The following is a 12182-nucleotide window of genomic DNA, read 5'->3' on the forward strand; positions in this document are numbered from 1 at the left end:
AATTTGACATGAAACAAGACTAGCCACAGCATGTAGGCCTATCTAGACCATGGCCGCGTTTTCGCGCGCCCAAAACCATGAGGGTTCATTGCTCCGCATCCGGCGCCTCCCGATCGACACCTACCCGGAAAACACGGCCTTTCTGCTGCGTCACGCCAATGGCTATTCCGCGGAACAATTCCAGGCTTTGCGCAAGATCCGCGTCACTGGCGGTTCCAGCGAAATCCTCGCCACACTGGCGCTTGTCGATGATGAAGGGATCATCGGGCATGGCGAAATCGGCCTCGGCGAACAGGCCTATCGTCGGCTCAACCTGTCTGAAGGTACCGAAGTAGAAATCGCGCAAGCGCGCCCACCAGCCAGCCTCGATTATGTGCGACGCAAGATCGACGGTGACACACTCGGCGAGGCGGAAGTCGGTGCGATTATCGGCGATATAGCGGCGCATCGCTATTCCCCGATGGAAATCGCTGCATTCCTTGTCGCATGTGCCGGGTTCATGAGCACGCCGGAGACGCTCGCGCTGACGCGGGCGATGGTCAATGTCGGCAACCGTCTCAAGTGGAACGCGCCGCTGGTGGTCGACAAGCATTGCATTGGCGGCATTCCCGGCAACCGCACTTCGATGATCGTAGTGCCGATCGTCGCCGCGCATGGCCTGATCTGCCCGAAGACTTCCTCCCGCGCGATCACGTCACCCTGCGGCACGGCAGATGTGATGGAAGTGCTGGCCGAAGTGAACCTCAGCGCCGAGAAGATGGCCGAGATTGTCGCGAAGGAGCATGCGGTTCTGGCTTGGGGTGGGCGGGTCAACCTCTCACCTGCGGATGACGTTCTGATTTCTGTCGAACGCCCGCTCAGGCTCGACACATTCGAGCAGATGGTCGCGTCGATCATCTCGAAGAAAGTGGCGGCGGGTTCTACCCATCTGGTGATCGATATCCCGGTTGGGCCGACCGCCAAGGTCCGCAGCCAGAACGATGCGGTTCGTCTGCGCAAGCTGTTCGAATATGTCGCGCGGCACATGGGGCTTGTGACCAAGATCGTGTTCACTGACGGCAGCCAGCCGGTCGGGCGCGGGGTAGGGCCGGTGCTCGAGGCTCGCGATGTGCTGGCGGTCTTGCGCAACGAGCCCGACGCGCCCGAGGACCTGCGCGACCATGCAGTGGCTCTCGCCGGGCACGTGCTCGATTTCGATCCGGCGATCGAAGGCGGGAAGGGCTATTCGCGCGCGCTCGAACTGCTCGCTTCGGGTGAAGCGCTGGCCGCGATGGAGCGGATCATTGAGGCGCAGGGGCGCAAGCCTGCAATGCCCGAGCTTGGGGGGTTCCAGCACGAAGTGAAGGCCCACCGATCAGGGCGGATTGTCGCTATCGATTGCGAACGGATCGCCAAGGTGGCTCGGCAGGCCGGTGCTCCGATGGACCAGGGTGCGGGGCTCTATTTGATGCACAAGATCGGCGAGCAGGTCAGCAAGGGCGATACGCTCTACCGCATTTACGCCGGTTCCCAAGCGGGGCTTGGCTTTGGCTGTGACTGCGCCGAAGAAAACTCGGGTTACGAGATCGGCTAGTGGCGGGCGCGGTGTTCGCCTTTGCGGAAGAATATGCTCCTGCCGCTCGCCTCGCTGGGGCCCTCGGCTGCGATATCAGCTCAATCAGTCTGCACCGCTTCCCTGATGGCGAAAGCCTGGTGCAAGTGGCTCGCGCGCCGTCGATCGCTCTGCTCTATCGCTCGCTCGACGATCCTAACGCCAAGCTGGTCGAGATCTTGCTGGCCGCATCCGCCCTGCGCGATAATGGCGCTGCGCGGGTGGTGCTGGTGGCGCCTTACTTGGCTTACATGCGGCAGGACATGGCCTTCGAGCCTGGTCAGGCGGTGAGCCAGCGGGTCATCGGTGCGCTGCTGGCGCAGCATTTCGACGGTGTGCTGACTGTCGACCCGCATTTGCACCGGATCGCCTCGCTCGATGAAGTCATGTCGGGGACCGATGCAGTAAGCCTCTCGGCTGCGCCGGTCCTTTCGCAGGCCATCGACCGTGCCGACAATCCTGTGCTGGTCGGCCCCGATGCGGAATCGCGCCAATGGGTCGAGGCGATTGCGCAGCCGATGGGCCTGGACGTCCTGCTGGGCGAAAAGCAACGCCATGGCGATCGCGACGTATCGATCGCCTTTGAAGGCCTTGGCGCCGTCACCGGACGTCGCGCCATACTGGTCGACGATGTCATCTCCAGCGGACGAACGCTGCAATGCGCGGCGAGGCTGTTGCGCGAAGCGGGCGCGGCGGGAGTCGACGCCATAGTCACGCACTGCCTGTCGAATAATGCGGAGTTGGCGGAACTCGCCGCTTCAGGGATCGACCGCATCCGTTCGACTGACTCGGTGCAGGGGCCGACCGCTACGATCCCGCTTGCCGGGCTGCTTGCTGGGGCAATTCTCGATCAGGGGTGGCTGGAGAACGAATGATGGCCGATGGCGCGCTCTCGCTTGCGTTTCACGGTGCGGCGCGCACCGTAACGGGCTCTTGCATGGAATTCACCCATGGTGACAGCACCATCCTGGTCGATTGCGGGATGTTCCAGGGATCGCGCACGCTCGAACGCCTCAACTTTGCAGAATTCACATTCGATCCGCGTAAGATCGATGCTGTGGTGCTCACCCATGCGCATATTGACCACAGCGGATTGCTGCCCAAGCTGGTCAAACAGGGCTTCAAAGGTCCGATCTGGTGCACCCGGCCTACGGCCGACCTGCTCGAATACATGTTGGCGGACTCAGGCCGGATCCAAGAAAACGAAGCCGAGCGGCGCAATCGCAGGCGCGACCGCGCGGGAGATGAACCGTTCGAGCCGGTCTATGACAGCGAGGATGCGATGGCGGCCTGGCGCAAGTGCCGCCCGGTCGAGCTGGAGCATTATTTCGAGCCTGCACCCAGCTTTCGCGCGCGGCTGTGGAATGCTGGCCATATCCTGGGCTCGGCCTCGGTTGAGCTTTATGCGGGCGGTGTGCATGTCATGTGTTCGGGCGATGTGGGGCCGGAGAACAAGGCCTTCCAGCTCGATCCGGCAGGGCCATCGGGCTTCGATCACGTGATTTGCGAATCCACCTATGGCGACCGTGCACGTGAGCCGGTGACGATTGAGCAGCGGCGCAAGCTGCTGCAGGCCGAAGTCGAAGCCTCGCTGGTGCGCGGCGGGAACCTTGTTATCCCGGCATTCGCGCTGGAACGTACGCAGGAGCTCCTGCTGGACCTGCACGCCCTGTTGCAAACCGGAGCGATCCGCAATGTGCATGTCTTCGTGGATTCGCCGCTCGCCAATCGCGTAACCGAAGTGTTCTCCCGCTATACGAGCGAGCTGGAAGATACCGGCCAACGCAACATCTTCAACGATCCCTTGTTTCATTTCGTGACCGACGTCGCGGAATCGATCAAACTCAATTCCACGTCGGGCGCGATCATCATGGCTGCGTCCGGCATGTGCGAAGGCGGCCGGGTCAGGCACCATTTGGCGCACAACCTCCACCGGCGCGATTCAACGATCTTGCTCGTCGGCTACCAGGCCGAGGGGACGCTCGGGCGAGTGATACTCGAAGGGGCGCAGGCGGTGCGGATCAGCGGCACCGATGTGCGCGTGCGAGCGCAGATCCGGCGGATCGACAGCTATTCCGCCCATGCAGACCAGCACGAGCTGCTCGAATGGATCGAAGAACGTTCGCCCATTGCAGGCACGCTGTTCCTCGATCATGGCGAAGCTTCTTCGATGGAAGGAATGCGCCGCGAGCTTCAACGCCGCAGTCCGGGACTGAACGTACGACTGCCGCAGATAGGAGAGCGCTACGAATTGGCTGCTGGCAAGGCCGCGCGACGTACCGAAACCGGAAGAGCCGATCTTGAGCAGGCCATCGGGCGCGACTGGCAGAATGCCTATGCCGATTTTGCCACTTCGCTGAAGCGGCAGCTCGGCGAGTTGCGCAGCGACCGCGATCGCCGCGAGGCCATTGTGCAGATGAAGGAAGTGCTGCGGAGCTACGCCGCGCACCGGGCGAAGCACAAAACCGGCAAATAGCTACCGGTTATTTGGCCCCGGCCTCGCTCGATTCTTGCGCCTTCGCCAGCAGATCGACCACTTCGGTATCGCTCGTCTGGCCAAAATCGGCGTAGTGCGCTCCCACCGCATAGAAGGGTTCTGGCGAGGACAGGCAGATGATGCGGTCGCACCATGGCTCGAGGTCGATCAGGGCGGACCGCGGTGCGACCGGCACTGCCAGTACGATCCGTCCTGCGCCCGATTTGCGCAGCGCCTTGAGCGCCGCCTTGACCGTGCCGCCGGTGGCAATCCCGTCATCCACCACCACCACTGTGCGCCCCGCGTAGGGGATCGCAAGACCTGAGCCAAATGCCGCTCTGCGGCGCTCGATTTCGGCCAACTGCCGCTTAACCTCGCCTTGGATATACTCCGGGGTCGCGCCCACCAGCCGGGCAGTTGCTTCGTCGATCACCACTTGCGGCGAAGCGCCATCAACCAGCGCTCCGATGCCGTATTCTTCGTGGCCGGGCGCGCCGATCTTGCGCACCATCAATATGTCGAGCGGGGCCTTGAGCTGCTTTGCGACTTCATAGCCGACAGGAACGCCGCCGCGCGGCAGCGCCAATATGATCGGGTCCGCAAGTGCGAGCACGGCGAGCGCGTCGGCCAGCTTTCGCCCGGCCTCCCGCCGGTCGTTGAAATAGCCCTGGCTCGAAGTCATGACGTATTCTCCCGCAAATGGTGGAGGAACCATGCGCTGGCGAGCTCGACGATCTGATCGAGCGTTCCCGGCTCCTCGAACAGATGGCCGGCACCCGGCACGATCGCGAGATGGTGCTCGCAGCGCATCGCGGACGCTGCCGCCTGGTTGAGGTCGATCACTATCCCGTGGAGGCTGCCGACCACCAGCAGGGTGGGTGCACGCAGCTGCATGAGCGCATCCGCACCGGCAAGGCCCGGCCTGCCTCCGCGCGAAACGACGGCTGCGATGCGCGGATCGCCCGCCGCAGCGCGGATGGCTGCTCCGCCGCCGGTGCTCGCCCCGAAATAGGCCGGGCTCAACCCCGATGTCGTGGGGTTGGCAGCGGCCCAGTCGACTGCGAGCCGCAGGCGCGAAGCGAGCAGGCCGATATCGAACACATTGCGCCGGTCGGCTTCCTCAATCGGCGAAAGCAGGTCGAGCAGCAGTGTGGAGAGACCCGCATGGCGCAGGCGCTGCGCGACATAATTGTTGCGCAGGCTCATCCGGCCGCTGCCGCTGCCATGCGCGAAAATCACCAGCCCTTTTGCACCGGCAGGCACGCCCAGGAAGGCCTTGAGGCCAAGCGTGCCTCCCAGCGTCACTTCGCTACAATCGGGCTGAGGCAGAGCCGCGTTCATAGCCCGAACGGCCAGGTTTCGGGGGCGCCGTGCGGATGCTCGGGGCCCAGCGGCGTAACGGCGCGGCTTTCCTCGAACCATATCCATGCATCGAACTGCTCGGCGAGTACCGCTTGGAAATAATGGCTCATGCGCTCGGTCTGGGGCCGGTAGACGACCCCGATCGCGCGTTCGAGCAACACGTTGGAGAGCGCGTCGACAAGCTCCTTTTTCTTGCCTCCGCGCCAATCGGTGAGGCTGCGGGCGATACCGGTGCATCGAAAGGCGGCTTCCCAGCTGTCATCGCGCGCCGGGAGCACCTTCATGACATGCATGTTCGCGCCCCAGTCCGATGCGGCGGCAACCGTGCCGCGATCGGTGCCGAATCCGACCAGCACTGCCTGGTCGCCATAGGACTTGCGCACCAGCTCGCCGATGTTGAACTCGCCTTGCCAGCCCATGGCGGTCGCGGCGGCATTCCCGACATGCGAATTGTGCGCCCACACCACTGCGCGTGCGTCCTTGCGATGCGCCATCAGCGTCTGCAATGTGTCGAACATGTGCCGGTCGCGCAGGTTCCAGCTTTCGACTGTACCATTGTACATTGCGCGATAATAGCGCTCTGCTGCGCGCACGATCCGGGCGTTCTGTTCAGCATCGAGGTAGTTTTCGCCATCGCGCGCGATCAGTTCCATGCGCTTAGCCAGCAAGGCATTGAGCTGGGCCACCATCGCATCTTCGCATTTGGCCATCCCGCCATATTTCACCGCCTGCCCATAATGCTGCGGTTCGTCCTGCCATGGGGTCAGGCAGCCATAGCGCCGCCGGGCCTCATCGGCATCTTCGGGGCAATGCCGATCGAGATAGGCGATTACGGAATGGATCGACTCACGCAGGCTGTAGACGTCGAGGCCCCACATGCCCGCGCGGTCGGCTTCGGGCAGCTTGCTGTTGTGGCCGCGCAGCCAGTCGGCAAAGGCGAGCACTTCCTGGTTGCGCCACATCCAGGTGGGGAAGCGGGTGAACGGCTCTCCGCTGCGCGGACGCGGTGCATTGTGCCGGACGTAATCGTCGATCCGGGCGACATCGGGCCAGTCGCCTTCGACCGCGACGATGTTGAATCCGTGGCGTTCGATCAGTCGACGGGTAATCTGCGCGCGGGCGGTGTAGAACTCATGCGTTCCGTGCGTAGCTTCGCCCAGCAGCACGATCCGGGCATCGCCAAAACGGTCGAATGCCTCCGCAAATTCTCGCGAGTCAGGCGCAGGCAATAGCTCGGCATTTGCCCGCAAGATCGCCGGTAGGTCGGCTGAAACCTTCCTGATAGGGTTGTGTGCTGTCACCTCTCATCTCCGTGCGGCGACCCATCACATTGAATACTTTATCGCCCAAATGAGGCGAAAATGCATTGATCGGGGTCAATCACGCGCATCGCCCTACCGGCGACGAAGAGGTGTGTGGCGCTGGCTTCAGCCTGCCGCGAACAGCAAGCGGCCCGGGCCAAGCAATTCGAGCACTTCGCCTATCTCGCTCTGCTCAAAGGCGAAGCAGCCGAGGCTGCGCCCGATCCGCCCCTGGTCGATCGCCATATCGCGATCGACATAGTTCGCGCCATGGATCACGATTGCGCGGGCAAAGGCATGGTCGTTCTGCTCTTCGAGCCCGTGAAGGCGGCGCGAACGCCCGTGCTTCCCGTAATAGGCGTCGCCAGTGAGGAAACTGCCCTTCGAGGAGGCATTCGAGCCAGGCCGGTTGGAAAAGCGCTGGACGAACCCGGTGTTGGCCGGATCGGAACCCCTGCCGTGCGAAACCAGATAGGAACGGTCGATCTTTCCGGCCTCAATGTCGACCATGTGGAAACGCATTTCCTTCGAATGCTCGGAGAAGTCAGCGATACCCAAGCGGTCGCGGAGCGCGATCTGTGCGCCGTGCCTGTCGAGCGCGGCCAGTGCCTGCTGGAGCAATGCGGGCGGCTCGGCCAGTTTGGGCTGGGCAGGCACCGGCGGCAATGCTGGTGGGGTGTTCGGCGCGGCCCGCGTCAATGGCGCAGCTAGCCCTGCCGTCATGGCGATCGAGGCGCCAATGAAGTAGCGTCGGTTGAGTTTCATGGTGCGATCCCTTGTCTCATTTTGCGTTAATGTGGGTGCCGACCTATGCTCCGGCAAGCCAAAGGGACGGATTCACGGATGAAGCGAAGCCTTATTGCGACGATTGCGCTGCTGATCTGGACTGCCGCCGCATCGGCGCAGGTAAATGACAGCACATGGTCATCCAGCGACATCACCACGCTCAAGCGCTGGGTCGATTCGGCCCCGCTCGATGCCTTGCCAAGGATGTCTTCCACTTCGCTCGACCGCGCCGTGGTTGAGGGCGACCAGCAATCGATCGACGATGAAGCGACGATGCTGGCGCTGCGGCTGGCGCGTGCGCACCTGCTGGGATCGGCTACCCAAGCCGAGCGGGCGGGATGGAATATCGTCGACAGCGACCGTGAGATCGCGCTCGAACCGATGCTCGAACGGGCCGTCGAGGACGACACGCTCGATACGTTCTTCGCCCTGCTGCGCCCGGCGCATGCCGACTATTCCGCACTCAAGACAGCACTAGCGAACGAGACCGATGCGGATCGGCGCAAGGCGATCGCGCGCAATATGGAACGTTGGCGCTGGATGCCCCGTTCGCTGGGTAGCGACTATGTGCTGGTCAATCCCGCGCGGTTCGAGGCCGATCTGTGGCGCGACGGAGCGAAAGCGGAAACATGGCGAGTGATCGTGGGGAAGAAATCGACCCCGACACCGGTGTTCAACGCCATGATCGAAGGGGTGATCCTCAATCCCTGGTGGGAAATCCCCGCCAGCATCGTGCGCGAAAGCGTGGGGGCGCTCGTACGGCGAAATCCCGCGCTCGCGCGAGAGCGGGGTTACGTCTGGAGCAATGGACAGTATCGCCAGCGTCCCGGGCCCAACAATGCGCTGGGCCAGATGAAGCTGGTGATGCCCAACCGTTTCTCGGTCTACATGCACGACACGCCGAACAAGAATTTGTTCGAGGAGGAAGTGCGCGCCTTCAGCCACGGCTGCATCCGCACAGGCGATGCCATCGGTTATGCGGCGACCCTGCTTGAAGGCGTGAAGACCAGAGAGGACGTGGACAGCATCGTCGCTTCGGGCAAGACGACCACAGTCAGAATCGCCAGACCCGTGCCAGTCTACATCACCTATTTCACGGCAGTGCGCGACAGTGCTGGCGCGGTCGAGATCCTGCCAGACATTTATAACCGGGACGGGGCGATCAGAGCCAATTTGCCCGATTGAGGATCATTCACCGACCCCGGCCGCAAAGGCGATGCGCAGCAGGTCGGACAGGTTGGTCACATCGAGCTTGCGCATCAGATTGGCGCGATGGATTTCTACGGTCCGCGAGCTGATTCCGAGATCGTAACCGATCGTCTTGTTCGGATGGCCGGCCACCAAACCTTCCAATACGTCGCGTTCGCGCACGGTAAGACCGTTGAGCCGCAACCGGGCTTCTTCGCGCCGGGCGGTCTTGAGGTCGCTGCGCTCAAGTCGTTCGAAGCCTTCGCTCAGGGCGTCCAGCAGGGCTTCCTTGGCGAAGGGCTTCTCGACGAAGTCGACCGCGCCAGCCTTCATCGCCTGCACTGCGACGTTCACATCGCCATGCCCGGTCATGACGATCACCGGGAAAGCAAGGCCGTGCTCCAGCAGCCGTTGCTGCACCTCGAGGCCCCCGACCTCTGGCATCTGGATGTCGAGCAGCACGCAGCCCGGTTCAAGCTGGCGCGCATCGTGCAGGAATTCTAACCCGCCGACATAGAGTTCGACCTTGAAGCCGGAAGTTTTGAGCATGAAACCGACCGACCGGCGGACGGACTCGTCGTCATCGACCAGGTAGACCGGGTGTTCAGTCGTCGCCATCGTCGACCTCCGCCAGCGGCAAGGTGAAATGGAATGCAGCGCCGCCAAGCTTCGAAGGCTCGGCCCAGATATTCCCCCCATGCGCCGTGATGATCGTATGGCAGATTGACAAGCCTAACCCCATGCCCTGCGCCTTGGTGCTGTTGAATGGACGGAACAAGCGTTCGGCAACGCTTTTTGTGAGGCCAGGGCCACTGTCGGCAATGGCGACTTCGATCAAGCCCTGAGGGCCATCGCGGACGATGATGCGCAGCTGCTTGCGGGTGGCGTCGGACATCGCCTCCAGCGCGTTGCGTAGCAGGTTGACGACCACCTGCTGGATCTGGACCGAGTCCGCCAGAACCTTGTCGGACGAAGCGCTGAACTCGGTCTCGAAATCGACACCTCTGCCGTCCCCGTTTATCAGCGCGAGCGCCGCGCCTTCCTGGATGATGCGCCGAAGGCTGGCGATCTGTCGCTCGGTTTCGCCGCTTGCGATGAAGTCGCGCAACCGGTGCACGATCTGGCCCGCCCTGATTGCCTCGCGAGCGCATTCATCCATCGCCTCACGCGCCAAATCCAGATTTGCAGAAGTCGGATCGTCCAGAAGGTCGCGGGCAGAATTGGAGTAATTGACCACCGCCGTGAGCGGCTGGTTAAGCTCATGCGCGAGCGAAGTTGCAAGCGAACCCATCGACGAGATACGTGAAACATGTGCCAACTCTGCCTGCAAAGTAAGCAGTTCGCGTTCCGTTTGCCTGCTCTCGGTGAGATCGCGCATGAAGCCGACGAAGCCGCGCTGGCTTCCCCGTTTGAGTTCGCCAACCGCCAAATTGATCGGAAAGCTGTGCCCGTCGCGGTGGCGAGCCGTAGTGACCCTGCTTGCGCCGATTATCTGCGCCCGGCCAGTGTCGAGATAGTGCTCGATATAGCCAGTGTGCTGGTCGCGATCGGGTTGCGCCATTAGCAGGCTCACGTTCTGCCCGATCACTTCGGCTTCGGCATAGCCGAACATGTGTTCTGCGCCGATGCTGAACGTACGGATGGAGCCCTCCTCGTCGATGACGACCATAGCGTCGGGCACCGTGTCTATGAGTGCGTGAAGGTTGCCTTCGCCTTCCGTGATCATGCCGGGCATCTTGGCTTCCCATTGGTCATGTTCGTTTGCGGCATCACGCTTCCCACAATAGTCGGGCCAAAGCGCAAGTCACTTAGCAAAATCGGAAGCACCCCGCATGCGCGGTGCGGTCAGAGCAGGCGTGCACCGGGGTCGATAGTAAGGAGGTTTCCGTATCCGGCGGGGCGCGGGCCGGCGCTAGATTGCACGAAGCAGGAAGAATCGGTGCGAAAGCGATCCCGCGCCGATCCCTCTTGCAAGGCCGACCTCGCGACCTGGTTGGCCGCAACGCCGCCTCGGCCTATTGCCCCCAAGGCAGGCCGGGGCGGCTTACCCTTTGCTGCATGCGCCCGCGCGGCATCATGTGTCGCGTTATATATTAGAGCTTACTAAATTAGAAATAACTTATATATAGAGCGCATGGAGCTGAGCAACCTCACCAGTTTTGATGCGATGCGCGCCAATGCCGGCAAGGCCGCCGAATATCTGGCCATGCTCTCGAGCCGCCCGCGCCTGCTGATCCTTTGCCATTTGGCCGAGGCCGGCGAACTGCCGGTTGGCGAGATGGCCATTCGCATCGGGCTAAGCCAGTCCGCGCTTTCACAACATTTGGCAAAGCTGCGTGCTGAAGGCCTCGTGGCCTTTCGGCGCGAAGCGCAGACGCTGCTTTACCGGGTTGCAGACCCAAAGGCAGGGCGCCTGCTCGACACTCTGCATGACATTTTTTGCGACGCGGCCGAGGCCATGAACGAGCGGGGTGCCTCCATCTCGCAAGCAGGCTCCGTCCCCGACCAATTGCCAAACAAGGAACAGGAATGCGAATGATGAGCAACGATTCCCACCTCAATCAGGCAATCGAGCAGGTTCGTGCCGTCCTCGGCGGCGAAGGTGCGGCCCCGATCGTGAAGGGCTTCTTCCACGAGCCGACCTTTACTGCGAGCTATGTGGTGCATGACCCGGCTACCAAGGTTGCGGCGATCGTGGATTCCGTGCTCGATTTCGACCAGCCCTCCGGTCGCACTTCGACAGAGTCTGCCGACGAGCTGATCGATTACGTCCGTTCCAACGGGCTATCGATCAAATATTTGCTGGAAACGCATGCCCACGCCGATCATCTTTCGGCTGCCCCCTACCTACAGGAAAAGCTGGGCGGCGAGATCGTGATAGGCCGCGAAATCCTGACCGTGCAGAATGTGTTCGGGAAGATATTCAACGAAGGCAGCGATTTCGCGCGCGACGGGTCGCAGTTCGGCCTGCTGGTCGTTGACGGCCAGACGCTCGAACTGGGCGAGACCGCAGTGATCGCGCTCCACGTGCCAGGGCACACGCCCGCCGATCTCGCCTTCCTTATCGGTGATGCGGCCTTCGTCGGCGATACGATCTTCATGCCCGATTATGGCACGGCCCGGGCCGATTTCCCGGGCGGCGACGCACGTACCCTGTTCCGTTCGATCCGGCGGCTGATGGAGCTCCCTTCCGAGACGCGCGTGTTCCTGTGCCACGATTACAAGGCGCCGGCGCGAGACGAGTTTGCATGGGAAACCACGATCGGGGCCGAGCGTGAGGGCAATATCCACGTCCATGACGGCGTGGCGGAAGAGGATTTCGTCGCGATGCGCACTGCCCGTGACGCGACGCTCGACATGCCGCGGCTTATCCTGCCCTCGATCCAGATCAATATGCGCGCGGGCCACATGCCCGAGCCTGAAAGCAACGGCACTCGCTACCTCAAGCTGCCGCTCAACACTCTGTAAGAAAGGGGCC

General features: G+C 62.4%; 12 protein-coding genes. 6 read left to right on the top strand and 6 right to left on the bottom strand.

The window, feature by feature from the left end:
* Positions 1-88: 88 nt before the first annotated feature.
* The 3 genes from VRS74_RS03915 to VRS74_RS03925 are packed head-to-tail and all read left to right on the top strand — an operon-like array spanning position 89 to position 4067.
* A complete protein-coding gene (locus VRS74_RS03915) occupies positions 89-1573 on the top strand; it encodes a thymidine phosphorylase family protein (protein ID WP_354143936.1) in 1485 nt (494 codons plus the stop codon).
* On the top strand, positions 1573-2466 hold the full coding sequence (locus tag VRS74_RS03920; RefSeq protein ID WP_354143937.1) for a ribose-phosphate diphosphokinase: 894 nt from the start codon (positions 1573-1575) through the stop codon (positions 2464-2466). Before VRS74_RS03915 ends, VRS74_RS03920 begins: the two co-directional genes overlap by 1 nt.
* Positions 2463-4067 (top strand): MBL fold metallo-hydrolase, encoded by a 1605-nt coding sequence (locus VRS74_RS03925; protein ID WP_435521371.1) that lies wholly within the window; start codon positions 2463-2465, stop codon positions 4065-4067. Before VRS74_RS03920 ends, VRS74_RS03925 begins: the two co-directional genes overlap by 4 nt.
* Before the next feature lie 7 nt (positions 4068-4074).
* On the opposite strand, the gene VRS74_RS03930 is transcribed toward VRS74_RS03925, so the two are convergent.
* The 4 genes from VRS74_RS03930 to VRS74_RS03945 all read right to left on the bottom strand — a co-directional run bounded on the left by VRS74_RS03930 (position 4075) and on the right by VRS74_RS03945 (position 7495).
* Positions 4075-4749, bottom strand: a complete 675-nt coding sequence (locus tag VRS74_RS03930; protein ID WP_354143938.1) for a phosphoribosyltransferase — start codon at positions 4747-4749, stop codon at positions 4075-4077.
* Positions 4746-5408: a dienelactone hydrolase family protein gene (locus VRS74_RS03935; protein ID WP_354143939.1), complete on the bottom strand. Its 663-nt coding sequence runs from the start codon at positions 5406-5408 to the stop codon at positions 4746-4748. Before VRS74_RS03935 ends, VRS74_RS03930 begins: the two co-directional genes overlap by 4 nt.
* The gene (locus VRS74_RS03940) at positions 5405-6730 is read right to left on the bottom strand and encodes an erythromycin esterase family protein (RefSeq protein WP_354143940.1); all 1326 of its coding nucleotides are present in this window, start codon (positions 6728-6730) and stop codon (positions 5405-5407) included. Before VRS74_RS03940 ends, VRS74_RS03935 begins: the two co-directional genes overlap by 4 nt.
* Before the next feature lie 126 nt (positions 6731-6856).
* Complete coding sequence (locus VRS74_RS03945; RefSeq protein WP_354143941.1) at positions 6857-7495, bottom strand: murein L,D-transpeptidase catalytic domain family protein; 639 nt, start codon at positions 7493-7495, stop codon at positions 6857-6859.
* A gap of 78 nt (positions 7496-7573) precedes the next feature.
* On the opposite strand from VRS74_RS03945, the gene VRS74_RS03950 reads away from it, so the two are divergent.
* Complete coding sequence (locus tag VRS74_RS03950) at positions 7574-8701, top strand: L,D-transpeptidase family protein (RefSeq protein WP_354143942.1); 1128 nt, start codon at positions 7574-7576, stop codon at positions 8699-8701.
* Between the two features lie 3 nt (positions 8702-8704).
* Here VRS74_RS03950 and VRS74_RS03955 read toward each other — a convergent pair whose 3' ends face one another.
* Together VRS74_RS03955 and VRS74_RS03960 are read right to left on the bottom strand one after the other, a co-directional pair.
* Positions 8705-9322: a response regulator transcription factor gene (locus VRS74_RS03955; RefSeq protein ID WP_354143943.1), complete on the bottom strand. Its 618-nt coding sequence runs from the start codon at positions 9320-9322 to the stop codon at positions 8705-8707.
* Complete coding sequence (locus tag VRS74_RS03960; RefSeq protein ID WP_354143944.1) at positions 9309-10439, bottom strand: sensor histidine kinase; 1131 nt, start codon at positions 10437-10439, stop codon at positions 9309-9311. The genes VRS74_RS03955 and VRS74_RS03960 overlap by 14 nt, the downstream gene beginning before the upstream one ends.
* Positions 10440-10838: 399 nt before the next feature.
* On the opposite strand from VRS74_RS03960, the gene VRS74_RS03965 reads away from it, so the two are divergent.
* Together VRS74_RS03965 and VRS74_RS03970 are read left to right on the top strand one after the other, a co-directional pair.
* Positions 10839-11243, top strand: coding sequence for an ArsR/SmtB family transcription factor (locus VRS74_RS03965; RefSeq protein ID WP_354143945.1), 405 nt, complete (start codon positions 10839-10841; stop codon positions 11241-11243).
* Complete coding sequence (locus tag VRS74_RS03970) at positions 11240-12172, top strand: MBL fold metallo-hydrolase (RefSeq protein ID WP_435521366.1); 933 nt, start codon at positions 11240-11242, stop codon at positions 12170-12172. Before VRS74_RS03965 ends, VRS74_RS03970 begins: the two co-directional genes overlap by 4 nt.
* Positions 12173-12182: the final 10 nt, after the last annotated feature.

Source organism: Altererythrobacter litoralis, from assembly GCF_036324225.1.
Taxonomy (GTDB): Bacteria; Pseudomonadota; Alphaproteobacteria; order Sphingomonadales; family Sphingomonadaceae; genus Erythrobacter; species Erythrobacter litoralis_A.